Source organism: Mucilaginibacter sp. McL0603, assembly GCF_049992945.1.
Taxonomy (GTDB): domain Bacteria; phylum Bacteroidota; class Bacteroidia; order Sphingobacteriales; family Sphingobacteriaceae; genus Mucilaginibacter.
In genome coordinates this window covers 5,069,569-5,095,562 of record NZ_CP188251.1, presented here as the reverse complement: position 1 = coordinate 5,095,562, position 25,994 = coordinate 5,069,569, and the positions used below count along the sequence as shown (strand labels likewise).

The 25,994-nt window shown below is 39.5% G+C and carries 31 protein-coding genes; 15 read left to right on the top strand and 16 right to left on the bottom strand.

What is annotated here, in order from left to right; all coding sequences use genetic code 11:
- Positions 1–107 precede the first annotated feature (107 nt).
- The 8 genes from ACPPVU_RS23265 to ACPPVU_RS23230 all read left to right on the top strand — a co-directional run bounded on the left by ACPPVU_RS23265 (position 108) and on the right by ACPPVU_RS23230 (position 7,926).
- Positions 108–398 (top strand): four helix bundle protein, encoded by a 291-nt coding sequence (locus tag ACPPVU_RS23265; RefSeq protein ID WP_426669131.1) that lies wholly within the window; start codon positions 108–110, stop codon positions 396–398.
- Between the two features lie 34 nt (positions 399–432).
- Positions 433–1,674 (top strand): sigma-54 interaction domain-containing protein, encoded by a 1,242-nt coding sequence (locus ACPPVU_RS23260; RefSeq protein ID WP_426669130.1) that lies wholly within the window; start codon positions 433–435, stop codon positions 1,672–1,674.
- A 3-nt stretch (positions 1,675–1,677) separates the two neighbouring features.
- Positions 1,678–2,193, top strand: coding sequence for an LptE family protein (locus ACPPVU_RS23255; RefSeq protein ID WP_426669129.1), 516 nt, complete (start codon positions 1,678–1,680; stop codon positions 2,191–2,193).
- 21 nt (positions 2,194–2,214) lie between these two features.
- Entirely contained in the window at positions 2,215–3,999 is a 1,785-nt protein-coding gene (locus tag ACPPVU_RS23250; RefSeq protein WP_426669128.1) for a hypothetical protein, read from the top strand.
- Between the two features lie 12 nt (positions 4,000–4,011).
- Positions 4,012–4,356 (top strand): preprotein translocase subunit SecG, encoded by a 345-nt coding sequence (gene secG / locus ACPPVU_RS23245; RefSeq protein ID WP_426669127.1) that lies wholly within the window; start codon positions 4,012–4,014, stop codon positions 4,354–4,356.
- A gap of 267 nt (positions 4,357–4,623) precedes the next feature.
- Positions 4,624–4,899, top strand: coding sequence for a co-chaperone GroES (gene groES / locus ACPPVU_RS23240; RefSeq protein ID WP_426669126.1), 276 nt, complete (start codon positions 4,624–4,626; stop codon positions 4,897–4,899).
- Between the two features lie 155 nt (positions 4,900–5,054).
- Positions 5,055–6,692, top strand: a complete 1,638-nt coding sequence (gene groL, locus ACPPVU_RS23235) for a chaperonin GroEL (protein ID WP_426669125.1) — start codon at positions 5,055–5,057, stop codon at positions 6,690–6,692.
- Positions 6,693–7,122: 430 nt separating this feature from the next.
- Positions 7,123–7,926 (top strand): mechanosensitive ion channel family protein, encoded by an 804-nt coding sequence (locus ACPPVU_RS23230; RefSeq protein ID WP_426669124.1) that lies wholly within the window; start codon positions 7,123–7,125, stop codon positions 7,924–7,926.
- A 1-nt stretch (position 7,927) separates the two neighbouring features.
- Here ACPPVU_RS23230 and ACPPVU_RS23225 read toward each other — a convergent pair whose 3' ends face one another.
- From ACPPVU_RS23225 to ACPPVU_RS23200, 6 genes are read right to left on the bottom strand one after another with little or no spacing between them, the layout of a single operon-like run.
- On the bottom strand, positions 7,928–9,274 hold the full coding sequence (locus ACPPVU_RS23225; protein ID WP_426669123.1) for a DUF58 domain-containing protein: 1,347 nt from the start codon (positions 9,272–9,274) through the stop codon (positions 7,928–7,930).
- Between the two features lie 5 nt (positions 9,275–9,279).
- On the bottom strand, positions 9,280–10,257 hold the full coding sequence (locus tag ACPPVU_RS23220; RefSeq protein ID WP_426669122.1) for an AAA family ATPase: 978 nt from the start codon (positions 10,255–10,257) through the stop codon (positions 9,280–9,282).
- A 2-nt stretch (positions 10,258–10,259) separates the two neighbouring features.
- Entirely contained in the window at positions 10,260–11,432 is a 1,173-nt protein-coding gene (locus ACPPVU_RS23215; RefSeq protein ID WP_426669121.1) for a DUF4350 domain-containing protein, read from the bottom strand.
- Positions 11,429–12,187 (bottom strand): hypothetical protein, encoded by a 759-nt coding sequence (locus ACPPVU_RS23210; protein WP_426669120.1) that lies wholly within the window; start codon positions 12,185–12,187, stop codon positions 11,429–11,431. Before ACPPVU_RS23210 ends, ACPPVU_RS23215 begins: the two co-directional genes overlap by 4 nt.
- Before the next feature lies 1 nt (position 12,188).
- A complete protein-coding gene (locus ACPPVU_RS23205) occupies positions 12,189–13,082 on the bottom strand; it encodes a hypothetical protein (protein ID WP_426669119.1) in 894 nt (297 codons plus the stop codon).
- Positions 13,069–14,028, bottom strand: coding sequence for a stage II sporulation protein M (locus tag ACPPVU_RS23200; RefSeq protein ID WP_426669118.1), 960 nt, complete (start codon positions 14,026–14,028; stop codon positions 13,069–13,071). Before ACPPVU_RS23200 ends, ACPPVU_RS23205 begins: the two co-directional genes overlap by 14 nt.
- Before the next feature lie 89 nt (positions 14,029–14,117).
- Between ACPPVU_RS23200 and ACPPVU_RS23195 the strand changes: the two genes are divergently transcribed.
- Entirely contained in the window at positions 14,118–14,861 is a 744-nt protein-coding gene (locus ACPPVU_RS23195) for an RDD family protein (RefSeq protein ID WP_426669117.1), read from the top strand.
- On the opposite strand, the gene ACPPVU_RS23190 is transcribed toward ACPPVU_RS23195, so the two are convergent.
- Both ACPPVU_RS23190 and ACPPVU_RS23185 read right to left on the bottom strand, forming a co-directional pair.
- Entirely contained in the window at positions 14,843–15,130 is a 288-nt protein-coding gene (locus ACPPVU_RS23190) for a DUF2752 domain-containing protein (protein ID WP_426669116.1), read from the bottom strand. The genes ACPPVU_RS23195 and ACPPVU_RS23190 overlap by 19 nt on opposite strands.
- Before the next feature lie 73 nt (positions 15,131–15,203).
- Positions 15,204–15,677, bottom strand: coding sequence for a DUF5684 domain-containing protein (locus tag ACPPVU_RS23185; RefSeq protein ID WP_426669115.1), 474 nt, complete (start codon positions 15,675–15,677; stop codon positions 15,204–15,206).
- Positions 15,678–15,797: 120 nt separating this feature from the next.
- Between ACPPVU_RS23185 and ACPPVU_RS23180 the strand changes: the two genes are divergently transcribed.
- Positions 15,798–17,225 (top strand): L-serine ammonia-lyase, encoded by a 1,428-nt coding sequence (locus tag ACPPVU_RS23180; RefSeq protein WP_426669114.1) that lies wholly within the window; start codon positions 15,798–15,800, stop codon positions 17,223–17,225.
- A 55-nt stretch (positions 17,226–17,280) separates the two neighbouring features.
- On the opposite strand, the gene ACPPVU_RS23175 is transcribed toward ACPPVU_RS23180, so the two are convergent.
- Positions 17,281–17,742 carry an RES family NAD+ phosphorylase gene (locus ACPPVU_RS23175; protein ID WP_426669113.1) on the bottom strand — a complete coding sequence of 154 codons (462 nt, stop codon included), beginning with the start codon at positions 17,740–17,742 and terminating at the stop codon, positions 17,281–17,283.
- Positions 17,739–18,143: a type II RES/Xre toxin-antitoxin system antitoxin gene (gene parS / locus ACPPVU_RS23170; protein WP_426669112.1), complete on the bottom strand. Its 405-nt coding sequence runs from the start codon at positions 18,141–18,143 to the stop codon at positions 17,739–17,741. Before parS ends, ACPPVU_RS23175 begins: the two co-directional genes overlap by 4 nt.
- Before the next feature lie 154 nt (positions 18,144–18,297).
- Between parS and ACPPVU_RS23165 the strand changes: the two genes are divergently transcribed.
- Entirely contained in the window at positions 18,298–18,738 is a 441-nt protein-coding gene (locus ACPPVU_RS23165) for a VOC family protein (RefSeq protein WP_426669111.1), read from the top strand.
- Positions 18,739–18,838: 100 nt separating this feature from the next.
- Here ACPPVU_RS23165 and ACPPVU_RS23160 read toward each other — a convergent pair whose 3' ends face one another.
- The 3 genes from ACPPVU_RS23160 to ACPPVU_RS23150 form a co-directional block, all read right to left on the bottom strand.
- On the bottom strand, positions 18,839–19,477 hold the full coding sequence (locus ACPPVU_RS23160; RefSeq protein ID WP_426669110.1) for an SGNH/GDSL hydrolase family protein: 639 nt from the start codon (positions 19,475–19,477) through the stop codon (positions 18,839–18,841).
- A gap of 87 nt (positions 19,478–19,564) precedes the next feature.
- A complete protein-coding gene (gene lipB, locus ACPPVU_RS23155) occupies positions 19,565–20,290 on the bottom strand; it encodes a lipoyl(octanoyl) transferase LipB (protein ID WP_426669109.1) in 726 nt (241 codons plus the stop codon).
- A gap of 3 nt (positions 20,291–20,293) precedes the next feature.
- The gene (locus ACPPVU_RS23150; protein WP_426669108.1) at positions 20,294–21,004 is read right to left on the bottom strand and encodes a 4'-phosphopantetheinyl transferase family protein; all 711 of its coding nucleotides are present in this window, start codon (positions 21,002–21,004) and stop codon (positions 20,294–20,296) included.
- On the opposite strand from ACPPVU_RS23150, the gene dcd reads away from it, so the two are divergent.
- Positions 21,003–21,539 (top strand): dCTP deaminase, encoded by a 537-nt coding sequence (gene dcd / locus ACPPVU_RS23145; RefSeq protein WP_426669107.1) that lies wholly within the window; start codon positions 21,003–21,005, stop codon positions 21,537–21,539. The genes ACPPVU_RS23150 and dcd overlap by 2 nt on opposite strands.
- A 51-nt stretch (positions 21,540–21,590) precedes the next feature.
- Here the strand turns inward: dcd and ACPPVU_RS23140 are convergent, their stop codons facing one another.
- A complete protein-coding gene (locus ACPPVU_RS23140) occupies positions 21,591–22,451 on the bottom strand; it encodes a hypothetical protein (protein WP_426669106.1) in 861 nt (286 codons plus the stop codon).
- A gap of 93 nt (positions 22,452–22,544) precedes the next feature.
- Between ACPPVU_RS23140 and ACPPVU_RS23135 the strand changes: the two genes are divergently transcribed.
- Positions 22,545–22,826 carry an ATP-dependent Clp protease adaptor ClpS gene (locus ACPPVU_RS23135; protein WP_426669105.1) on the top strand — a complete coding sequence of 94 codons (282 nt, stop codon included), beginning with the start codon at positions 22,545–22,547 and terminating at the stop codon, positions 22,824–22,826.
- A 63-nt stretch (positions 22,827–22,889) separates the two neighbouring features.
- Here the strand turns inward: ACPPVU_RS23135 and ACPPVU_RS23130 are convergent, their stop codons facing one another.
- Positions 22,890–23,957 (bottom strand): branched-chain amino acid aminotransferase, encoded by a 1,068-nt coding sequence (locus ACPPVU_RS23130; RefSeq protein WP_426669104.1) that lies wholly within the window; start codon positions 23,955–23,957, stop codon positions 22,890–22,892.
- 75 nt (positions 23,958–24,032) lie between these two features.
- Between ACPPVU_RS23130 and ACPPVU_RS23125 the strand changes: the two genes are divergently transcribed.
- The gene (locus ACPPVU_RS23125) at positions 24,033–24,455 is read left to right on the top strand and encodes a hypothetical protein (protein ID WP_426669103.1); all 423 of its coding nucleotides are present in this window, start codon (positions 24,033–24,035) and stop codon (positions 24,453–24,455) included.
- On the opposite strand, the gene ACPPVU_RS23120 is transcribed toward ACPPVU_RS23125, so the two are convergent.
- A complete protein-coding gene (locus ACPPVU_RS23120) occupies positions 24,452–25,399 on the bottom strand; it encodes a tryptophan 2,3-dioxygenase family protein (RefSeq protein WP_426669102.1) in 948 nt (315 codons plus the stop codon). The two genes, ACPPVU_RS23125 and ACPPVU_RS23120, sit on opposite strands and share 4 nt — an antisense overlap.
- Before the next feature lie 80 nt (positions 25,400–25,479).
- Between ACPPVU_RS23120 and ACPPVU_RS23115 the strand changes: the two genes are divergently transcribed.
- Positions 25,480–25,953 carry a universal stress protein gene (locus tag ACPPVU_RS23115; protein WP_426669101.1) on the top strand — a complete coding sequence of 158 codons (474 nt, stop codon included), beginning with the start codon at positions 25,480–25,482 and terminating at the stop codon, positions 25,951–25,953.
- The last annotated feature ends 41 nt before the right edge of the window (positions 25,954–25,994 follow it).

The following is a 25,994-nucleotide window of genomic DNA, read 5'->3' as shown; positions in this document are numbered from 1 at the left end:
GGAGTCAGGAAAGAATAAAAACTTTTAATGAAGCATAATTTTAAAGCATTAAAAATTTGGCAAAGATCAATGGACTTTACAGATTTGACTTATGATATTGTAAAGGCTTGCCAAGTGATGAACGTTTTTGCCTTATTGATCAATTAAACAGAAGTTCTTGTTCTATACCATCTAATATAGCCGAAGGTTCAGGTAAAAGAACCAAAGTTCATTTTGGTGAATTTTTAACAACAGCATTAACGTCCTCATTTGAGGCAGAAACACAATTATTAATATGTGAGCGTAGATCCTATGGCTCTAAAGAAAAATTAAAAGAATGTTTGGAGCTTGTAACAGAGATTCAAAAGATGATCTTCTCGTTCAGAGAATATATTTTGAGCGGTGATAATCCTTCTTGATTCCTGATTCTTAACTCTTGATTCTTAACTTAATATGGAAGTACAAGAAATTAAACAGCGGTTTGGAATTATTGGTAGTTCGCCTTTATTAAACAGGGCGATAAATATTGCCAACCAGGTTGCGCCAACAGATATATCCGTGCTGATCACCGGTGAGAGTGGTAGCGGGAAAGAAGTGTTTTCGCACATTATTCACCAAATGAGTCCGCGTAAGCATGGGCCATTTATTGCCGTTAACTGTGGCGCCATCCCGGAAGGAACAATAGATTCTGAATTATTCGGTCACGAAAAAGGGGCCTATACAGGTGCAGTGGGAGAGCGTAAAGGTTATTTTGAAACAGTAAATGGCGGTACTATCTTTTTGGACGAAATAGCCGAAATGCCTTTGGGTACACAGGCACGCTTGCTACGCGTATTGGAGTCAGGACAATACATTAAAGTAGGTTCATCTAAAGTTGAAAAGACTAATGTAAGGGTAATTGCCGCTACCAATGTGGATGTTTATGAGGCTGTTAAAAACGGAAAATTCAGGGAAGATCTTTATTATCGTTTAAATACAGTACCACTGCGTATCCCACCTTTGCGCGATAGGAAGGAAGATATTTACCTGCTTTTTAGAAAATTCACAGCTGATTTTACAGATAAATATCGCACCCCACCTATACAGCTTGATGAAGAAGCACAACAGCTTTTGGTTAATTATTCATGGCCTGGTAATGTGCGCCAGTTAAAAAATATGGCAGAGCAATTGGCTGTGTTAGAAAGAGACCGGTTGATAACAGCACCAGTAATACTTAATTATATTCCTGCCGAAGCAACAGGTAGAAACCTGCCTATGCGCCTCGACAATCAGCCTAAAGAAGATTTTTCTGAACGCGACATATTATACAAGGTTTTATTTGATATGAAGCGTGATATGAATGAATTGAAAAAGTTGGTAGCCGATATTATAGAACATGGTGGCGTTAGCACAAACTATGCTAATCATTCACAAACATTGAATCAACTATACCGTGACATTGAGTTGCCACAAGGCAGCCAGGATACACAATTTACGCTGCAGCATCCCGTTAATAATAACAATATCAGCAATGATACTTTCAATATAACACATGATGCTGAAGAGGTTGAGGAATCACTTTCATTGGTTGAAAAAGAATCAGACCTGATACGTAAAGCTTTAAAGAAGCATAAAGGTAAACGCAAACTTGCAGCTAATGAATTGGGAATATCTGAGCGGACCTTATATCGAAAAATAAAAGAGTTAGATTTATAATTGATGATAAAAAGAATATTATTTATCCTGGTTACTGTAAGTGCTTTGGTTTTATTTACCCAATCATGTACAATAAAACTAAGTGGCGCCTCAACACAAGGATTAAAAACTATCAATGTTGAGTATTTTGAAAACAATGCTCCCCTGGTTGTTGGTAATCTTAGCCAGAATTTTACTGAAGCATTGAAGGACCGCATTCGTACTACCACTAGTTTGTCAATAGTGCAGGGTGAGGCGGATGCTAAGTTATCCGGTACCATTACCGGCTATTCTATAGCACCGGTCTCTGTACAGGCAACCAATAATAATGTAGCCCCTATAGCAGGTGCAAACCGGCTAACCATTACAGTAAATGTAACGTATACAAATATTGCTGATAAAAAGAATAATTTTACACAGTCATTCCCTGCTTTTGCTGATTTTACCGGAGATATTGCCAACCAGGAGCAGGGGCTGATAGCAACTATTAATAAGCAGTTAACAGAAGATATTTTTAACAAGGCCTTTGCTAATTGGTAAGCAATTCGTAGTTTCAACCACGTGGATAAACACCTAAATAACGGGCATAACGAAGTTTTATGGAACCTATTGGCCAACCCGGCCGACAAGGGGCGTTTGCATGCTTCTGAATTGCAACAGCTGGTAAATGATTTTCCGCAGAGTGGTTTGTTGCATGCGTTACTTTCGCACGCTGATACCCAACAGAATGTAAGCCATGCCGCAGCTTATGTAAACCCGAAAACGTTATATATTCTTGTTAATTCACCTGAAATTTTAGCTGAAGTGTCTGATAAACAGATCATCCAGCAATTAAGTGATCAGGTAAATTATGCCGTTGTTGAGAAAGCCGGGGATTTACAGTCAGAGGAAGAACAGCAATCAAATAATTTTAGCGATACGGTTGAGGAAGAAAATTATCATCCTTTTACTGAGACTGAAAATAGCATTGTTGAGACAAATCATGAATTAAAAGCTGATGCCATAGAGGAACCAGCACCTGTTGAAGATACTGAAATCATTCACGATGAACCGAGTTTAGTTGAGACGGAACCGATACATGATGAGAGGGCCGAAGCCGAAAAATTCCCCCGTGGAGAAAGTGAAGATGTGATAGAATTGACTGACTATAAGATTGAGGCGGTTGAAAACACATGGGACGAGGAAGTGACAGCAGAAGCTATCCCGGATAAACAGGAGCATGAAGAAGTTGAACAGCCTGTTAACGAAATTGAAGCGGACGAACAATATGAGCAGGAAATAATCGAAGCAGATACTTCGGAGTATGAAGTAATACCTGAAGCAATTACCGATGAACCTGCAAAAGACACTTTACCAGAGGAAAGTTCCGAATCACCTGTTGAAGAACATGAAGCTGAAGTTACCCATGATATCCACGAGGATGAGTTATTAACCGAAACCCCTAGTTTCCAATTAAGCGAACAGCCTCATAGCATAGATGATGAGGTATTTGATGAAATAACGGGTATCGAAAATATCAATTTTGTACAGTCTGCCAAACCCCTGGATCTGGTGCCCCCGCCCACTGAAACACCAGTAATTGATGAGGAAGAGTTACCGGAAACAGTCAAAGAGCCTGTGACTGAACCCATAGTCCAAAAAGAACGTGCCTTGAATATGGATGATGAGGCTGAAAAATTGATTATTGGAAACATTGCCGCTACGGATTATTTTAGATTCGACAGGGCCTTTACCGAACGCAAACAGGCTGAACCAGTTGAAAAGGAATCATTTGTTGCGTCATCAGATACAGTTAAGGAATCCGCTAATACCGGATTGATACTGGCAGACGATAATAAGAATGTATCCAAATATGATGATGATACGATGCCTTATACCTTTATGTGGTGGTTAAATAAAACCCGTAAGGAACATTCAGGTATCTATCAACCTTTTAAACTGGATACATCACAAGCAATTCGTCAGCAGGGTGCTGATGAATTGCAGCAACAGTATTATGAAAATATCTTTCACCTGAGCTCGGTTGAAGAATTGGACAGAAGTATGTCGCATCCTACTATTGAATTTGATCCGAAGAGAAAAGAGGACAGGATCATTAAAAAATTTATAGCTGAAGAGCCACATATCAGTACGCCAAGCAGCGATAAACTGGATACTGAGAATAAAGCGAAAAAAAGTGCTGAAGACCATGATGAGCTGGTAACTGAAACCCTGGCACATATTTATGTGGATCAGATGCTTTATCACAAGGCCATAAATACTTACAAAAAATTGATGTTGAAATTTCCGGAAAAAAGCCGTTACTTTGCCGACCAGATTGAACAGTTAGAAAGAAAAACCAATTAATTATATAAAGAAATGTATTTGATTTTAGTGATCCTTGCCGTAGTAGTGTGTGTACTTTTAGGGGCAATCGTATTGATCCAAAACCCGAAGGGTGGAGGTTTAACATCCAATTTTTCAAGCTCATCACAATTGATGGGTGTACAGAAAACCGGTGATTTCCTTGAAAAAGGAACCTGGATACTTGCTATTTCATTAATGGTATTATCGCTTGCTATTAATATTTCAGTTAAAGGCAACTTAGCTAAAAATGATAACGGTGATATAGATCAGACAGTTAAAAAGGCATCTACACCAACAGCGCCTACCAATTCAGCGCCACTACCTTTACAAGCTGCACCAACAGGGAAAAAGAAATAGTTAGAGAATAGCAAAAATATTGAAAAAGGCTTTGGGTTATTTCCAGAGCCTTTTTTGGCTAAAACAATACTGACACGATGGCATTGTGATGTTAAGTCATCGTTAAGAATAAAAAACCAGTTCACCTAAATGTGACAATTGAACAGTTAACATGCCAATTTGAGACCTTACCGTTTGGTTGGCATAATTGATGTTCATTGCAACCTGCCCGGAATAACTATTCGGGTCAAAATTTTAAACTTTTTATAAAATTAAATTAGTATAACTATGGCATTAAACATTAAACCTATCGGAGACAGGGTAGTAGTGGAAGCTGCTGCCGCCGAAGAGAAGACTGCATCCGGAATCATTATCCCGGATACTGCTAAAGAAAAACCTCAACGCGGAACAATCGTTGCTGTTGGTGACGGTAAAAAAGATGAACCCTTAACTGTTAAGGCTGGTGACCAGGTTTTATATGGTAAATATGCCGGTACCGAAATTACCTATGACGGTAAAGAGTACTTAATTATGCGTGAATCTGATATCTACGCGGTGCTTTAATTAGTGAATGAGTGAGTTATTGAATTAGTGAGTTTTCTTAATTTAATGTTCATTCAAACAAGCAATCATTCAAAACATCAATTAAAAAAAATAATTATTGGGTTAGTGAAATAAATCAATCATTCACTAATTCACTAATTCAAAATTAAACAGACATGGCAAAACAAGTTAGATATAATGTAGAGGCACGTGACGCATTAAAACGCGGCGTAGATATTTTAGCCAATGCGGTTAAAGTAACTTTAGGACCAAAAGGTCGTAATGTGATCATCGATAAAAAATTCGGTTCACCTATTATCACTAAAGACGGTGTAACTGTAGCTAAAGAGATCGAATTAAAAGATGCTTTAGAAAATATGGGTGCACAAATGGTTAAAGAAGTAGCATCAAAAACTGCAGATATTGCAGGTGATGGAACTACTACTGCTACCGTTTTAGCACAAGCTATTGTAACAGCAGGTATTAAAAACGTAGCTGCCGGTGCAAATCCAATGGATCTGAAACGCGGTATTGACAAAGCTGTTGCAGCGGTTGTAAAAAACCTGCAAAGCCAGTCACAAACTGTTGGCGAAGACAATAACAAGATCAAACAAGTGGCTTCTATTTCAGCTAATAACGATGAGATCATCGGTTCATTAATTGCTGAAGCTATGGCTAAAGTAGGTAAAGACGGTGTGATCACTGTTGAAGAAGCTAAAGGAACTGAAACTGAAGTTAGAACTGTTGAAGGTATGCAGTTTGACCGTGGTTACCTTTCTCCATACTTCGTTACCAACGCTGATAAAATGGAAGTAGAATTGGATAATCCTTATATCCTGATCTACGACAAAAAAATATCTTCAATGAAGGAATTACTTCCTATCCTTGAAAAACAAGTACAAACTGGCAAGCCATTATTGATCATTGCTGAAGACCTTGATGGCGAAGCATTAGCTACTTTAGTAGTTAACAAAATCCGTGGTTCACTGAAAGTAGCTGCTGTTAAAGCTCCTGGTTTTGGCGATCGCCGTAAAGCAATGCTTGAAGATATCGCTATCTTAACTGGTGGTACTTTGATCTCTGAAGAAAGAGGTTTCAAATTAGAAAATGCTGACCTTTCTTACTTAGGTACTGCTGAAAAAGTACTTGTTGATAAAGACAATACTACTATCATCAATGGTGCTGGTTCAACTGAAGAGATCAAAGCCCGTGTTGGCCAGATCAAATCACAGATCGAATCAACTACTTCAGATTACGACCGCGAAAAATTACAAGAGCGTTTAGCTAAATTATCAGGCGGTGTTGCTGTATTATATGTTGGTGCAGCTACAGAAGTTGAAATGAAAGAAAAGAAAGACCGTGTTGATGATGCGTTACACGCAACCCGTGCCGCTGTTGAAGAAGGCATAGTAGCTGGTGGTGGTGTGGCATTCATCCGCGCTGTTGAAGCTTTGGTGAACCTGAAAGGTGCTAACGAAGATGAGAACACTGGTATCCAGATCATCCGTCGTGCTATCGAAGAACCACTTCGTCAGATCTGCGAAAACGCGGGTATCGAAGGTTCTATCGTAGTGCAAAAAGTAAAAGAAGGTAAAGCTGATTTTGGTTACAATGCACGTACCGACAAATATGAAAATTTGATTGGTGCAGGTGTTATCGACCCGACTAAAGTAGGTCGTGTAGCATTAGAAAATGCAGCGTCAATTGCAGCAATGTTATTAACTACTGAATGTATATTAGCTGACGATCCGGAAGATGAAAAAGGCGGCGGCATGCCTCCAATGGGCGGCGGCGGTATGGGCGGTATGATGTAACCCCCCAAAGCCTCAAGTCATAAGTTCTGAGTCCGAAGTCTAAGACTTTTGGCTTTAGACTAACGACTTTAGCCTAATAAATTAAAAGAAAATCCCTGTCTATTTTTTTAGACAGGGATTTCTTTTTTAGTGAACCATCGTAGCGTCATGAAAAAGTAAACGGACGGTCATCTGTTAATCAAATGATTAATTAAGTAATAATTTGATTGCGATAAGGTATATTTTTGTACAGCAAACCCAATAATTGATTATTGGAACTGCCGGGATGCAGAAAAGGCACAACATTTGAATAACCCCAGCCATGAAAGCGATTAATGATACCACTACACTTCTCAGGACCCAGATAGTAGAGTGGTTTTTTGTAAAAGGTCCTGAATTATTTGTAACGATCTACGGGAAATAATAAATTGTTAACTTTGACTTCTAATCTATGAAGCTCGAAGAATTTTACGCAGAATTTCACCATTGGCTAATCACACGCGGGCCAAATTATATCTCAGGCATTTTAATATTTTTAATAGGTCTCTGGTTCATCCGGTTTCTAAAAGTGCGTATGCGTAACCGAATGAGCAACCGGCAGGTGGATTCTACATTGCAGCCATTTTTTTTAAGCCTTACCATTACTACACTATATGTTTTATTAACCCTTTGTGTATTTAATATCATAGGCTGGGAGCTAGGCTTTTTGAGCGCCATCATTGCCTCATTTGGCGTTGCGGCAGGTTTAGCATTATCAGGTACTTTTCAAAATTTTGCTGGCGGAGTACTCATACTGTTACTAAAGCCATTTGAGTTAAAAGACAATATTATAGCACAAGGGCAGGATGGTATAGTTACTTCTATCCAGCTTTTTTATACAGTCTTAATTACGGGTGATAACCGGACGATCATCATCCCAAATGGAAAACTGTTTAACGAGGTGATCGTCAATGTAACACGTGAAGGTAAACGTCGGCTGGATTTTGAACTGAAGCTCGGTTATATAGTAGATGTGGAACAGGTAAAAGGTATTATCGACAATGCGATTAAAAATACCAAAGGGATAATCCGCAAGCCAGAACCAATTATCGGTGTGTATGCCTTAGAGATCGACGGTATCCGGTTTACAGTCCGTGTATGGGTTAACCCGGCAGATTATTTTGATATCAAGTTATTTCTGCAGGAAAAGATCGTGAAAGATTTGCGTGAAGCAGATGTAAAATTACCTAATCACCATTTACTTCCAGGAACCTGATTTAAATTTTCTGTTTAGCTTTTAATTCCAGGTAACGGTTAATAGTATTGATCGTCAGATTTTGTGGCGTACTCAATATAGACTGTATGCCATGCTTGGTCAGCTCTTTTACAATCAGTTTTTTATCGTAGGCGAATTTTTCAGCAATCGTTTTAATATAAATACCTTCCACATCTTTAGACGGCTGTTCGCTTAGTTTTTCAAGTTCGGTATTCTCAAAAAATACAACCAGGAGCAGATGGAACTTAGAGATCCGCTTTAAGAATGGTAACTGCCTTTCCATTGCCGACATGCTCTCAAAATTGGTAAAGAACACCACCAGACTGCGTTGCTTCAGCACATTGCGGATAGTGCTGTACAATAACTCCATATTGGTTTCCAGATACCTTGTTTTTTCATTGTACAGTACCTCCAGTATTCGGTTCAATTGTATAGGCCGCCTGTCTGCAGGCACTACGGCACCTAATTTTTCTGCAATGGTGATTAGTCCTGCTTTATCCTCTTTCAACAAAGCCACATTTGATAATACCAGGCTGGCGTTAATGGCATAGTCAAGCAGACTTAGACCCTCAAAAGGCATTTGCATGGCTCTCGACTTATCGATCACACAATATACATGCTGAGATTTTTCATCAGTGTAAACATTTGTCATCAGGTCGCCGCGGCGTGCGGTGGCTTTCCAGTTGACGGTGCGATAATCATCCCCGGCAACATAATTCTTTACCTGTTCAAATTCGAGACTATGGCCCAATCGTCTTATCTTTTTTACACCGATCTCGCTTAACCGGTTTGATATAGCCATCAGCTCATACTTACGCATCTGCAGGAAGGATGGATATACAGGTAATGTTTCTGCCTGGCTAAAATTATATCTCCGGCTGATGATCCCTAATGGCGATTTAACGTATACCCTGATATCTCCAAATTCATATTCACCACGTTTGGTAGGCCGCAAAATGTAATTGATCAGTTTATGCTGGCGCGTTGTTAAAACAGTTTTAAACCAAATATCTCTTTTCTGAAACTGGAATGGGATCTCGTCAATTATACCCACGTTGATATTAAATGGATATGAATTTTCGATATAGATACCCAATTCATTCTCATCACCATTGCTTAACCGCTCGGGGGCGTGACGTTTGGCGAATACACCTTTTGATGTGCGGTAAAGCATTAATACATCGGCAAGGAAAAGGAGTACCAGTGTCCAAAAGAATAATTCAGGAATGACACCCAACCATGGAAAAAAGAAGGAAAGTAAAAATAGTATAGCACAAGCTGTCAACCCGGCAAAAAGCCGGTTGGTTAAAAAGAGATTTTTGTAAAATAGGCTAAAAATATTTTTCACTCTGCTTAGCGTGGTACCTCAATTTTCTGAATAATTTGTTTCACCACCTCATCCGGACTAACGCCTTCCATTTCTTTATCAGGCGTAAGCATAATGCGGTGCCTTAATACGGCAGGGGCCACCCATACAATGTCATCGGGAGTCACAAAATCACGACCTTTGATGGCTGCCAATGCTTTAGCTGCGTTAACTATTGCCAGCGATGCACGTGGCGAACCACCGAGGTAAAGTGACTTGTTATTACGTGTTTCGTGAATGATTTTAGCCACAAACTCCAATATCTTGGGTTCTACAAAAAAGCCACGTACCTGTTGCCTTAACTCGATGATATCATCCTTTGTCAGGATAGGTTTTATATCTGCTAATTGATCATTTGTTTTTTGCTGATGTTGTTGCGTAATGATCATTATCTCTTCTTCTAATGAAGGGTATTTCACTTCCACTTTAAAAAGGAACCTGTCCAGTTGCGCTTCGGGTAAACGATAAGTGCCTTCCTGTTCAATAGGGTTTTGAGTAGCCAATACTATAAATGGCTCCTGCATTTTATAATTTTTTCCATCAATGGTTACCTGGCGCTCTTCCATTACTTCAAATAGAGCAGATTGTGTTTTGGCAGGTGCACGGTTGATCTCGTCTATCAGGATGATATTACCGAATATTGGTCCCTGTTTAAATTCAAAGTCGATGGTTTTGGGATTGAAAACTGAAGTACCCAATACATCCGATGGCATCAGGTCGGGAGTAAACTGTATGCGCGAATATTGGGCGTCGATTGCTTTTGCAATTAATTTTGCTGTTAAGGTTTTAGCCACACCGGGTACACCTTCAATCAGGATATGCCCATCGGCTAATATCCCGGCAATCAGCAAGTCAATCGTATCATGCTGCCCTACTATGATCTTTCCAAGGGTTGCTTTTATTTGTTCGACCGCGGCGCTTAGTTTGCTCAGGTCGGTTCTTTCTTCAAAAAGTTCGTCTTCCATATCTATCTGGATTGATTATAAAATTGTTCGATAAGTTGGTTTAGTAAAATAAGTTCGTCGTCTGTTATTTTTTTCTGGACGTTTATATAATTGATATGATTAACAAGCTTCACAATAAATGAATGCTCTATTCCTGTTTTTTGTGATAGCCGTTGTATGAAATCCATGTCTATTGGATTTGTCTTCAAATAGTATTTTGTCCGCACATGCTCCATAAAGTAAATTATTTTCTTTTGGGCAATGTTCATATTATTTCGTTGCTCATAATATACTTGCCCAACAACATTTGCAAATTCAACTGTCGAATTTCTCAAAGGCTCAATTATAGGAATAATGCGCTGCCTGCGTTTCATTTCGTAGAGAACAAATATTACAAGGCTAAAAAGGCTGATATAATAGGCCCATTGCAAACTTGGATAACTAAAGAATACCCTTAGTGGTGATGGATCTTCCATGATATCGCCATTTTGTAATTCATCCCAATAAATATTAGGTTGAATTGGAAGATAAGATAATGCTTTAGCGGCATAGTCGTCGCCTTGATTATTCAGTAAGCTGAAATTGGTAAACAACTGCGGATTGGCACATAGAAATAAATGACCTTTTCCATAACTAAAGCTGATAAAATTACTATGTCCCAATTCGTTTTTGCCGAGTACTATGGCGTGGGCTGTGTCAAAACGGCTAAAATATTCATTGCTGATATCCTTTTCGAACCGATAATTATTTGCTCGTTTTAATTTGCTGTTGGTGAAATTTAAACGCACATTTTTCTTTTCATATTCTTGTCCTGTACGGATATTCAGGGTATCAGCCAAAACCCCCTCCCAGCCAGCCGATGCGATAAACACAGAGTTGCCCGATTTGATATAGCTGACCATTTCCTTAAAGTCATATTTACTTAAAGAAACAGATTTTGATAGAATTAGATAATTGCTGTTAGTAAGCCCCTTATTATGAAACAGGTTATATAGATTTTGATTAGTATTGATGATTTTGGCATCAGGAAAAATATGCGGTAGTTCTTTGTAAAGAACATATGAGCCAAAGGGAATTTTGTCTTTATAATAAAGAGTTGGCTGCCAGTTAACGGGTGCAGGTTTATTATACTGTGCCACCAAATAAACGATAAGCAAAATGGTGGCTACAGAAAGGTATAATTTAAAATCTTTCATGCCACGTGCTTGTTAAAATTTTGAAACAAAGTATTGATGTTGGTATATACCTGGCTATCTATTAAGAATTCGCCATACCAAACATATTCAAACTGAAGTGTAAGCAACTTAAACGCAACCCGCTGCTCCTCATCGGTGAGTTCATTAATATAATTGCTGTTGGTTTTATCTATCTGCCATTTTACAAGTCCCGCATCACTAAGGCGTTTAAGGCTTTTTAAATAAAGCAATCGTACTGCAAAACGGTAATTATGTTTTGCTACGGCGTTCTCTATCTCTAAATCAAAGTTGATCTCGTTAATATCTTCAAAAAATTCAGAATAGGGTATAGGTGCTGCTGCGGATTTTCGCCTGAAAATATTTAGCACATTAACTCCCTGCGATTTAAATATAAAGAACACTAATGCAGCAACACCCCCAAGGAGTAATGAGATTTGGATGATGCCCCAAAACAAGCTCCAAAGGCTCGCACTTTTTTTCGGGCCAAAATTAAACAGGTGTGCTATCCACTGCCAAAACCATCTCCAAAAACGTGTCCACAGAGAAGTATCGCCGGCAGTAGTTTCTTTGTATTGAAACTCTGGTTGCAGGCTGTATTCTTTTAGCGCAGCCTGGTTAAAATGCCGGATGTTGACTTCTGCGGTGTCAGTTTTTAGTACAGCTTTTTCATGCTTAGGTATTACGGGCTTGGCAGTGTCACAATAGCCTGTGCTCACTGCCAGAATAAATAATACCACATATAAAAACAGGCGCATTTTAGTACTGTTCCGGCGTTACATCTGATTCGGGGTTGGCTGTGCCGAACTTGTTAATGCGTTCAAGCATGCTCGTACCTTCCTTACTTTCAGTTAAATTAAAATAACAAAGACAGGTAGCCACTATTATTAAAATATTGAGAACGTGTATAAATTGCTGAAGTATGGTAGTTATTATTACCGCAGTTACAGATATGGTAGTGCCCTTTGTAAAATGTAAAAATATGCTGCCTGCACCTATTATGGCTGATGGAATTGTTACGATCATACTTGCTACCGATAGTATAATGATTACAACCACCAATACACCAAAAGTTGACCACCAATTGTCTTTTATCAGCCTGAAACTGTGATTAAAGGCATAGCCAAAGCTGGTGTTTTCTATGATCATGATAGGAAGCACCAATGACATAACAGGGTAAAGATATATACCGGGTATAAGACAGAAGATAGAACCAACTATTACCAATAGGCCTATTACAAAAGAGCTGCCTAATGCTTTTAAGAAATAAAACTTAAAATATCCCCACATCTCTTCAGTATCAGGAACCTGGTTCTGTTTTACCTTATAGAGTGCCATAAAGGATAATACGACAACACTAATAGATACATATTCAAGTATCACGAAAAACATAGCCAGAAAATAAGTGGGAGTAAAAACTAAAAAAGGTCCAAAGCGATTATCCGCATCAAAGCTATTGGGATTGAAATTATTCACCCTCCTGATCATGTTGATCTGATTCAGGATGGATGTGGCAGTAGTTGCCAATAAAAAAAAGCCGCAGAAAATAAAAAAATATTTTAGCAGTGGCTTAAAATTCTGACGAACAAAAATGAAGGTATCATTAATGATCTCCCCGAAATCACGGGGTTTTGCGAGTTCAACGTTTGACATGTAAGGTTTGGTTTTTATAAAGTTTATTAGGATAAATAATTACGTACCAGATAATAAGGAAAAGGGACGTAGCTAATATAGTTATACTGAGCCATAAAGGCATTTCTGTATGCCGTGTAACAAAGCCTTCAAAAAAAGCTGCAATAATAAATAAAGGAACCAGCCCTATGGTCATTTTCATGCCGTTTTTAGCACCTATTTTTAATGATGCAAGCCTGGTATAAGTTTTTGGAAATAGAAAACTGTTGCCTAAAACCAAACCTGCAGCACCTGCTATAATAATTGATGATATTTCAATTGTACCATGTATCCAGATAACGAGGATTGATTGCAGGCCCAGGCCCTTACTGAAAAAATAATATTCAAATGAGCCCAGCATCACCCCATTTTGAAACATATAATAAATTGATCCCACGGAAAAAATAATGCCGCTAACAAATATCATAAGCGAAACAAAGATGTTATTTGCTGCAATTGAAAAAAACATCGAGAACTCGTCGTGACTTTTATATACACCAAATGGGTCACCTTTGGCAATGTTCTCATTGGTCATATCAACATAGGTTGGGCCTAATATTAGCCTCAAAAAGTTCTCATCGTACTTTGCAGAAATAGCACCTATCAGGCAAAACACCAGGAAAAAAATAAACGAATAGAGCAACTGCTTTTGATATTTTTTAAATAATAATGGCAGTTCAAATTTCCAGAATGTAATAAAGCGATTATTTTTTTCAGTTTTGTTTCTATAGATGGATTGATGGAGCTTAGCAGCTAATCCGTTAAGGTAAGCAGTTGTTTTTGATTTTGGATAAAAAGTTTTAGCATAAGCAAGATCGTCAATGATTTTGATAAAACGTTCTGCTATCTCATCGGGGTCATCTGTCGGTGATTGCTCAAATTGGCTCCACTTCTCAGCATTTTGTTTAACAAACAGCGGTTCGCGCATTAATTAGCTCATGTTTAATAATCGCTTAAAATAAATACAAAAACTTAATCTTTCAACTAAAAAAGTATATTAGCCTTAGAATTTATTGTATGCAAACTATAAGAATAAAAACTTCACAGAATATTGATATTGATTATGAGGTTGCTGGTTTGGGTGAGCGTATTATAGCACGTTTGATAGATCTGGCCATCTTTTTTCTAATATTTATCTTAGGTGTTTTCGTTGTAAGCTTGTTAAATCTATACGTAAATGGGAGTGTTGGCATGATAATACTCATCAGTATTTACGCTGCACTTTTTGTGTTTTACGATCTCTTGTTCGAAGTATTTATGAACGGACAAAGTATAGGCAAGCGGATCATGAAAATAAAAGTGATCAGTTTAGATGGGGCTCAGCCGCGTTTTGGTCAGTATGTATTACGCTGGCTGTTTCGCATAGTTGATTTTTTAATTATTGAACCCGGACTGATCGCATTAATAGTAGCCGCAGTAAGCGAAAAGCCGCAAAGAATAGGTGATATGGTTGCAGGTACTATGCTCATAAGAACCAGCCCTCGTACAAAAATGAATGATATCGTTTTTATGCCTTCGTATGATGGTTATCAGCCGGTATTTAAAGAAGCAGGACAATTAAACGATAAGGATGTTGAGTTGATACATGAGGTTATTAACTCCTATATTAAAACCGGCAATAATGTAGTGGTTTATAACATGGCGCTGCGTATAAAAGAACACCTTAATATAATGCCTCCAAAAGGGATGAACGATATGTTGTTTTTGCAAACTATACTCAAAGACTATAACCATATAAGCGCTCAGATGGAGACTTTATGATCCAAGTTATATAGCTTAAGGCAATAGCTCACCAGGATAATAGTACCTACTATCATAAACCCGGTTTTTTTAACAAAATGATTTTGGGTATCGAGATTAAAAAAGCTGCCGGTAATACCATAGGTAAAAAAGATAAGCAATGGTATAGCAGGTGGATAAAAAAGGAAACTTTTATGCAGATCCCCCTGTATCAGAGCAATAACGGAGCGTTGAAAACCACAGCCGGGGCAATCTATACCTGTGATATACTTAAAAGGGCAGGGGAGCATATGATCTTGTAACCATTTGATAAAAACCAAATGGCTACAAGATATTTGTGTATGTATCAAACTACTAATCACATTAAACCTGCGGGGGCGTATTAGGGTTATTAAATGGGTCCTTATAGTTTGCTGAAGGATCAAAAGGTCTTAAACCGCCTGCTTCTTTAGCTGAGGGACCTAAATATTGATAATTTCCAAAACCTAAAACTGGGTAAAAGACTACGCCCAATAAAAGTAACCCTACTGTAAAGCCTTCGCTTTGGCCAAAGCTTTTGCTTAATAGGTTAGTTGCCCAAATTAGGAATATAAAGCTGGTGCATGGAAATAAGAGCAGGAAAATCCACCATATCGGTTTGCCAATAATCTCAAGCAAAACAATAATGTTGTAAATAGGGATTATTGCAGCCCATCCGGGCTTACCTGCTTTTTCGAAAATTTTCCAGTGCGCGATGATCATGATCACTGAAATTATTAGAATTGGAATAATCAGCACACTTATAATTGCAAAAAGAGCCGCTACGCTTGAAGCCGATGACGAGTCGTAATTTCCCATTGTAAAGAGGTTTAAATTGATTGATAAATAGGTTAACTTGATTGAAAGTATTAAATAAGTTTTAAAATACGAAACCTTTGGTAAAAAAACATTCTCTTACTATTACGTAAGTTTGCCCCGATGAAACGCGAACAGATCTCCGTATTTGATATATTTAAAATTGGCATAGGCCCTTCAAGCTCGCACACACTTGGGCCATGGCGGGCGGCACAGCAATTTGTAGAATTGCTGGTTGAGCAGGATGTATTGAATTTAGTAACAGGGATAAAAATCCTGCTTTATGGCTCATTAGCCAAGACCGGTAAAGGGCACGGAACGGATATCGCTATCCTATTGGGACTGAGCGGTGATGATCCTGTTACCTTTGATGTGAATGCTATAGATGGCAAAATAAAAGACATCGAAACAAGCAATATACTGATGCTTGGAGGACGTCGTGAGATCGGTTTTTTTGTTGAGGATGATCTGTTGTTTCTTTACAATGAAAGTCTGCCTTTTCACCCTAATGCAGTGACTTTCCAAGCATTTTTGAATAATGGCAAAGCAGTTTCGGCAACTTTTTATTCAATAGGCGGCGGATTCGTAGTAAAAGAAGATCAGCAAGCACAATCTAAAAACGAAGTCGACCTTCCATTCCCGATAGAGACAGCCGGCGACCTGTTACACTGGTGCATAAAGACCGGTCTGAAAATATCCGGGGTAGTAATGGAAAATGAACTGGCGTGGAGAAGCGAAGCAGATACCCGTGCCGGTGTACTCAATATTTTCAGGGTGATGAAGGAATGCATGTACCGGGGATGTCATACTAGCGGTCACCTGCCAGGTGGGCTTAATGTAGCCCGGCGTGCTGCGAACCTAAACCGTAGATTGATTGGTAGTCGCCCATATCAAAATTATGATGAATGGGTAAAAGCGATAAGGGAAACAGGCAATGGTTTTCAGAATACCCTGGACTGGGTAAGTTGCTTCGCGTTAGCAATAAACGAAGAGAATGCCTCTTTTGGTCGTGTGGTAACAGCGCCTACCAATGGTGCAGCCGGGGTAGTGCCGGCAGTGTTGCAATATTTAATAGTTTTTTGTGACAGCTTTACCGAAGAAAAGATCATACAATTTATTTTAACGGCATCAGAGATAGGCAGTATCTTCAAAAAGGGTGCTACTTTATCTGCAGCAATGGGCGGTTGCCAGGCTGAGATAGGAGTATCATCTGCTATGGCTGCTGCAGCACTAACAGAATGTTTGGGTGGTTCACAAAGGCAGGTATTAATGGCTGCCGAAATTGCGATGGAACATCACCTGGGAATGACCTGCGACCCAATAGGCGGCCTGGTGCAGGTGCCTTGTATCGAGCGTAATACTATGGGTGCAATAAAAGCCATTACAGCATCGCAGCTTGCATTACAAACCAATCCGGATAATGCCAAAGTGAGTCTTGATGCCGTGGTGAAAACCATGTGGCAAACAGCATTGGATATGAACTCAAAATACAAGGAAACATCAGATGGCGGCCTTGCGATCAATATACCGATCAGCTTGCCGGAGTGTTAATGTGTCTGAACCGGAATTTATTGAATTAACGAATTCCCAGAATTTCATAGTGAAACTATTTTTTAGACAACCGTGCATCCAAAGCAAACGGCTCGATGCTTAGAATTTTTACATCTTTAAATGCTTCATGCATCGGATTGATGATGTAATTCCATTCGTCTTTTATTATTGCCGACGGTACTTTTAGCACCAATGCCTTTTGTTCGGAGAAAAATGTATTTCCGATACGTTGCGTTGAAACCGATATAGGATTGCTGTTCCAGTTACCCGGCAGGTCCTTTATCTCAATAGATTTAACCGGCGCACTATCCGGGAATTCGATGGTTATGAGATAATAATCTTTAGGGATAATGCCGGCCGGTATATGCACAAGTATTTCGATCGTACATAGCGCGCGGGAAGAGGAAGTATACAATGCGGCTACTCCTTTACCGTTCCAGCGCCCGCCCCTTAGTTCAGCACCCTGTCCGGTCAGGTCGTTTGCATAACGCTTTTTACATAGACGGTAAACGATCATGCGAATATGCCATGTTCAACACGACCCAACTCATCAGCAACCAGGTTAATACCGTAAGTAGTATCTAATAGTTCCTTCGGTTTAATATTACCCAGCGGAATGCTTTTGGTCGCCATCCAGGTATGAAAATTGTCTTCGTTGCCAAACACCTCAACACCTCTTTTATATAGCAGATCTATCTGGACGATCTTTTCAGAATAAATGGTATCAAAAGGCTTTTTCTCTTTTTTGTAGCGTTGGATAGTACGTTCTGATAGATGCAGATAAGACGACCAATCTTCTAAAGTGAAATTGATGCGATCAGAGATACTGTTCAAATAAGTAAACTCCACACCTTCTCTCAGCATGTTTACCATTGCTACAGAATCTTCTTCGGGTAATTTATATTTTTTTACAGCCATTTTTTTTGATTTATGACATTTGTCATCAAATTTATGAAATTTGTCGCATAAATGCAAGTGATTTTATAAATGAATTTATATCCTTTTTATTTTGACGTTTTAAACAGTAATTTAGTTTTAATCATGTCAATATATTTTCAGAAAATGAATTGTTATGGAAAATAATCAGCCCAACATACAATATGCTGCGCCATTTTTCATGGTATCAAACATGGAGGCCTCTCTGAATTTTTATACTGAGGGCTTAGGTTTTAGCATACTAAATACATGGACACCCCGAGGCAAAATTGAATGGTGCTGGCTTCAGCGGGAAGGCGGGCCGCTGATGTTGCAGGAGGCCAGAATATCAGAGAGCAAACCTTATCTTGCAGGTGACAAGCCAGGCGCAGGCGTAACCATATTTTACCAATGCAAGGATTCATTGACACTCTATCATGAATTTATCGACAGGGCAGTGGCTGCGCATGAGCCATTTGTTGGCAATGGATTATGGGATGTAAAAGTTATCGATCCGGATGGTTATCAACTACACTTTGAAAGCCCGACCGATGTCCCCGAAGAAACAAAATATTCTGAGTGGGTTAATAGCAAATGACATTGCCTCACCTAATCCTCTCCAAAGGAGAGGGTTTTGAATAAAAAATTCTAAATGAAAAGGGAGACAAGTCCTCTCCTTTGGAGAGGATTAGGTGAGGCTATCTTAACTTTGCTATAACTACCGGCTCTAATAGATCAACCCAAAGCTGGTACATTTTTTCAGAAGGATGTAATCCATCACTGGCTATCAGTGAGGGGTTATTTGCTGCCAACCTGGATATGGTTGTGACATTTATATAGTTTACTTGTGCCACATTACTTATCTGTTTATTAATGGCATTAAATTGATCTATCTGCGGGCCAATGATACTATCGCGCCCAGCAGCAAAAGGAGTGACGCCCCAATCCGGAATAGATAATACAAAAACACGATTTTTATTACCGTCGGCAAATTTAATGGCGGTGTTTAATACTTGTTGAAATTTGGTACGGTAGTTATCCTGGCTTAATTGCTGATACTGATCATTAACGCCAATAAGTAAAGTAACAAAATCGAATTTTTTATCGGTGATGCCACTACTGGCAATGGCATTAATTAATTCGTCGGTTGTCCACCCGGTAACTGCTATGATTTTCGGAGGGTTTACCGGGTATTTGTGTGCCGTCAATTCTAATGCTAACAGGTTAGGATATGACTGATCAGCCGGGACAGATTGACCAATGGTATAAGAATCGCCAAGAGCAAGATATGTAAATGTGCTATCGGAAGCTTTAACGGTAGTATCAGCGTTGGTCATATTAGTGATAACGGGAGTGCTGTTATTGGCCTCTTTTGTACATCCGGTGAAAGTTAGTAATAGCAACAAAAATCGAACACAGTATCTTCATAATATCTCCATATCAAACAATACGGAAATATGATGTTTTAAGTTTTTTTTGATGTCTTCTATATCTGCTTCTTTGCCGAGTTCCTTTTGCATAGAGGTAACGGCTTTATCGTCAATGCCGCAGGGAACAATATTTTTAAAATAATCCAGGTCGGTATTAATATTAAACGCAAACCCATGCATAGTTACCCAACGACTGCAGCGCACACCCATAGCGCAAATTTTTCTTGCGTTTTCATTATCTGGATCTAACCATACACCGGTGTAGCCAGGATATCTTTCACCTTTCAGTCCGTATTGCGCCATGGTTAGTATTACAGCTTCTTCCAGTGTACGCAGGTAAAGATGTATGTCGGTAAAAAAATTATCAAGGTCAAGTATCGGGTAACCAACTATTTGTCCGGGACCGTGATACGTAATATCACCGCCACGGTTTATGAGGTAATAAACAGCATTTTTTTCTTTTAAGCCTTTTTCATCTAACAGCAAATGTTCTGGCTTGCCGCTTTTGCCCAAGGTGTATACGTGCGGATGTTCACAAAATATGAGATAATTAGGGGTTGATTCATCTTCACCATATTCGTCGCCCTCACTGGTTATTTTGTAGTTTCTTATCCGGGTTTTCAGTGCTACTGTTTGCCCGAATAAAACCTCCTGCCTGTCCCATGATTCTTTGTAATCGATCAAGCCCCAATCCTGGAAAGTTACTTTTTTGTTTTTCATATCCTATCCCTTTACGTAGCCTATCATGTAATCTTCATATTGCAGATAATCAACCTTAAAATCCAGATCGACAATATCTTTGCTCAAGTGTGCGTTTACTACACCTTTATCTGCAAAGTTAAAGGGCTCAAGCGATATATTATCAGCAAATGAAACTTCTTTTTGCCCGTAACATTTATAAACTGCTTCTTTGGCGCACCAACAAACATAGAGCTGCTGTATTTTGTGCTCATCTTTAATAAATGCCATTTCCTGAGGGCCCATAAATTTGTGCGCTATACGCTCAACTTTCTCTTTTATCTGTTCGATATCTATACCTACAGGTCGCGTTTTACTGATCATTACCGCTGCATAGTCAAATGAGTGGCTAAGCGATATATGATAAGGAAGATCAACCAAATAAGGTTTTCCATGCTCATCAGCCCGACTATCAATATATTCATCAGTATTCAGCATCTTGCGCAATAGAACGCGCGTACCTAACCAATGCAGGTGCCGTTTGCCGTGGCTAAGCTTTTCAACATAAGCCTTTTCATAAGCGTTCAACTGCAGTTGGCTGTACAGATCATCAGCTTTCTCTTCTATTTTCCAAAGAGCAAATTCGGTATTGTCATCAATTTGCTTTTTGTATGCTATGGCCATAATGTAAAATTGCAAAAAGGATGGCGAACTTAAACCAAATAATTCTAATTTAGGCCAAATATCACGTAGCATGATTTTATCCGACAAACGCATTCTTGAAGAAATTGATAAAGGTCATATCATTATTGAACCGTTTAAACGCGAATGTTTAGGCACTAATTCTTATGATGTGCATTTGGGTAAGCATTTGGCTACCTATCGCAACCGTGTTTTGGATGCCAAACAGCATAATGAGATCGATGGCTTTGAAATTCCGAAAGAAGGCTTTGTCTTACAACCTAACACACTTTACCTGGGTGTTACGATGGAATATACCGAAACACACCGCCATGTACCGTTCCTTGAAGGCAAATCAAGTACCGGCCGTTTAGGGATAGATATACACGCTACCGCTGGAAAGGGAGACGTAGGCTTCTGCAATACCTGGACATTAGAAATATCCTGCGCACAACCTGTAAAGATATATGCCGGTATGCCTATTGGCCAGCTGATCTATTTTGTAGTAGAAGGCGAGATTGAGACAATGTACAACACCAAAGCTAATGCCAAGTACAATAATCCCACTACCCGCCCGGTAGAGAGCATGATGTGGAAGAATAAGTTTTAATATAGTCAGTAGTGAATAGTTAATTGCTCACTACTGACTACCATTCATATCTTACTTGCCTGCAAGATAATATTTCTCCCAAAAGTCAACCGACTTTGATAGTTCGCTGCGGTCTACCGGCGCGCTGTTTCCGCCACCTCCGTGTCCGCCGTGACCACCACCATGGCCACCTCTTCCACCGCCACCGCCGCCAAATCCACCACCACTTCCTCCACGGGTCATGCCGTCATGTGCTCCATTATCTGCTGTTTGACCATGTTTTACGATGCCGTTTATTTTAAAATTAAAGGCCCACTCGCTTTTTGAAAGATCATCCACATGGAAAAACTTTAATGGTATAGCGGCTTCGTATACCAGGTTGCCATTTTCATCATAATCAATAGCTGTTTTAATGCCATAGGTGTTTGATGTGGTGATCGTTTCACCCTCAATATCTTTAAAGCCCGAAACCCTGATCTCTCTTAATTTTGTGAGACGTGCTTCTTTCAGGTCATCACGATCTTCCTGCGTTATATTTGTGTTTCCCTGCAGGTCATTTGTTTGCAATGCCGGATTATTCTGACTCTGATCACCAATGGGGAAAGTGATGCTGAAAGTTTCTTTTTTCTTGCCGCGAGTGTCGATGCTTAGGGTCAACCCTGCTTTTAGCACCCGTATTTGTTCACTGCGGTCATTAATGCGGATGGCCATGTAAAGATTTTCCTGGTCATTAGCGAGACTGTAGTTGAGTTGTTTTTCCTGGTTATAATAGCGTAGGCTGTCGCCCCACTCTTTGGCATCGCCATCAATAGTAATATTAGGCGGTGGTGGTTGTAGTTTGTTTTGTGTGGACTTATCCTGGGCAATACATAAGCTGACCATGGCTAATTGCAGTGTGCAAATGCCAAACCAACGAAAGGGGAGTGTATTCATAAATTTACTGTGATAATATATGGCGTTGTTTTACAGAAGCTAACAGTATTTTAATCTTTTTATTGCCGATTTTAGGTAAATTTGTCATTACATATGCCAACAGAAGTACAGGAAGAAACCTTTACCCTTGAAGAGCTGCTCACCAGCCTTAAGGAATTGCACCGCCTTATTTTATGGAACGATGATATCAATACTTTTGATCATGTGATCTTCTGTATGATGAAGTATCTTGATTACTCTGAAGCACAAGCTGAGAAAATAGCCTGGAAAGTACATAATGAAGGTAAGTGCGCTGTACTGGAGGGCTCATTCAATGAAATGGAGATATATCGTAAAATACTACAGCAGGAAGGATTGACAGTTACTGTGGAATAAGTCCAAAGTTCTAAGTATTTCAGTATTTAACCCAAAACTTAGAACTTCAGACTCAGTCTAAAATTAAATCATGTAATTCCATCCATGCGGATCAGGAGCGTTACCGTACCTGATACCATCCAGACTCTTTAATACTTTCTGCGAAAACTCGCGTGTTTTTGGGTCGCTTAAAAAGTATTCTTCGCCGTTGTAGCTCAATGAACCAACCGGGGCAATAGTAGCAGCTGTTCCGGCACCAAAGGCATCGGTAAGCTTGCCATTTTTAGCACCTTCCACAATCTCCGCTATTGATACACGGCGTTCCTCAACCGGGAAGCCCCAGTCGCGGGCCAATGTGATTACCGTATCACGGGTGATGCCTTTCAATATCGTATTTTCGTCGGTAGAAGGAGTGATCAATTTGCCATCCAGTACAAACATGGCGTTTGCGGCACCCATTTCTTCCACATATTTATGCTCTTTGGCATCTGTCCATATCAGCTGGTCAAAACCTTCCTCAACCGCCTTGCGGGCAGGCAGCATTGCACCGCCATAGTTTCCGGCTGATTTGGCAAAGCCCATACCACCTTCGGCAGCGCGGGTATAATGTGTTTCGAACTTAACCCTAAGTGTTTTTGAAAAGTATGGTCCTACAGGGCAGGTTAACACCATAAATTTATAAGTTGATGATGGTGCCACGCCCAAAAAAGCATCGGTAGCAAACATAAACGGCCTGATATAAAGGGAATGATTAGCATTTCCTGGTATCCAGTTACGGTCAACATCCACCAAAGCGGCTATACTTTGTATGAAAATATCTTCTGGTAACTCAGGCATGCAAAGGCGTTCTGCTGATTTATTAAAGCGCTCAGCATTTTTATCCGGACGGAAAACAGACACTTTACCATCGGCGTGCTTGTAAGCTTTCAATCCTTCAAAAAAAGCCTGACCGTAGTGCAAAGCTGAAATAGCAGGACTTAGCCCAATTTCAGCATAAGGGACTATCTCAAAGTTTTTCCATTCGCCATTGGCATAATCGGCCACCAACATGTGGTCAGAAAATATTTTGCCAAAGGGCAGGTTACTGAAATCCGTTTGCGCCAAACGGGAATTGGTAGTTTTTGTGATCTTGATATCCAGCGTCTCAGTCATAGCATTGGTTTATTAATTCGGAAAATGGCAAGTTAGGAAAAATTGATCATATTTGTCTAATTGAACCTAAATCATATGAAATTACTCTTATCTGCAATTCTCTTTTTTACAATAGGATTAAATATTAATCAAGCTCAACGACCATCGGCATTAAAAATCTCAACTTTTAAAAATGTACCTGACGATCTGATGGGTTGCGGAGATGATTGCTATTTGTCCGAGAAGGATAAAAAGCAAGATATACTTATTTGCAGGACTGATTATGCTACAGCACTAATTCATATTAATAATAAATCAATCCGGCTAAAAGCAAATGAAAAGATAAGTCATGATAAAAACGAAGAGATTTATACCTCAGATCAATATATCTTAAGTGTCAAAAAAGTCAATGTGAAACAACTTGACTCCGAATATTATCAATTCAAAGGTGTCATTACTATTAAATCGAGCGGTAAGATTTTATACCAACAACAAATAATAGGAGAGGGAGGTTGCTAACCTAATACGTCCTCAACCCAAGCCTTACCCCAATTCTCAATTTGCTCTGTTGTCCATAGTGAAGGATAAAATATGCGTTTCTGAAAACGCGGGGGCAGATATTTTTGCCAATTGGTGCCTCCGGTGGCTTTTATTTCATCAGGCTCGCGGTTAAGGTAACGTACGGCTGATTTGTAATGTGAAAGCGGCCAGTTCACGTTTACATTTACGTCCAGTTGGCGCAATTCATTCTCCAGTTCGGTGGTTGATTGCTGATTGTATTGCAATTGCTGTAACAGGGCACTAAAATTATGCTGTGTAGTGGCCTTCCCTAATTCTATAAAGATTTTGGAATATTTCTTTTCGAATTGTTTCAGTGTCAGTGTTTTTTTGCCGGTTGATAGCTCTGTAGCGCCAAATTTCCAGTAGAGGTATTCAAACTGATCTTCAATTGGTGCGCTGCGCAATTCCTCGCGTTTATCTTTGGCTACAAGGTTGATAAAATCGGTTGAATAAATTTCAATCATCCGGTACTGACCGCTCTGGAAACCACTGGCCGGGAGCAATGACATCCTGAAATGAAGAAACTGCTCTTTTTCCATCCCATCTACCATAATTTCAAACGACTGGATAAGTGCATCGAAGTACCGGTTGATACGTCTTATGCGTGCAGTGAAAAAATCAGCGGTAAGCGGTTGTTTTTCGGTGATCTGTTTGCACTCGTGCAGCACCAGCTTAAAATACAATTCCGTGATCTGGTGATACATGATAAATATCTCCTCGTCGGGGAAAGGTGTTTTAGGGCTTTGCAGGCTTAAAAGGGTATCCAAATGGATATAATCCCAGTAAGTTAAAAAATCGGCATGCAGCAGGCCGTCAAGGTAGGATATCATATCCTGGCCCATTGCTTCATATTTTTCCTGCAAGAGTGCCAGGCGTGTTTCTATTTCGGGAGTGATACTCATTGATTGGTTTATGCCAACAAAGGTAATAAAGCTTGCAATTACAGAAACAAAACAATTAACTTTATAGTTAAGCAATTACCATGAAAATAAATAAAATCCTGATCGCAGTTGACGATAATAAATATGCCGAGCACGCAGCCGAAGTAGGTTTTGATATGGCGCAGCTATTTGGCGCCGATGTTGGCCTTGTAAGCATTGTAGCGCCACTTATACTTCCTGAGTCAAGCACGGATGTAATAACCGGCTTACCAATGGAATCAATGAACATTGATGAAGCGGAACTGATTAAAATACAATCTGAGTCGGCAGAAAATGTTATTCAGCAAACCATAAAAAAGTTTGCCGGCGACCGGAAGGTTACCCATTTTACCGAATACGGCTCAACTGCCGATGGTATACTGAAATGCAGCGTAGAATTTAATGCAGATCTGATAGTGGTTGGCACCCACAACCGCACAGGACTTAACAGGCTAATAATGGGAAGTGTATCCGAACATGTAGTGCGCCATTCGCACGTGCCGGTGCTGGTTGTGCCTTTAAGGGAGGAGAGTTAGTTGATTGAGTTGGATTAGGTTAGAATAAGGTTGATTGAGTT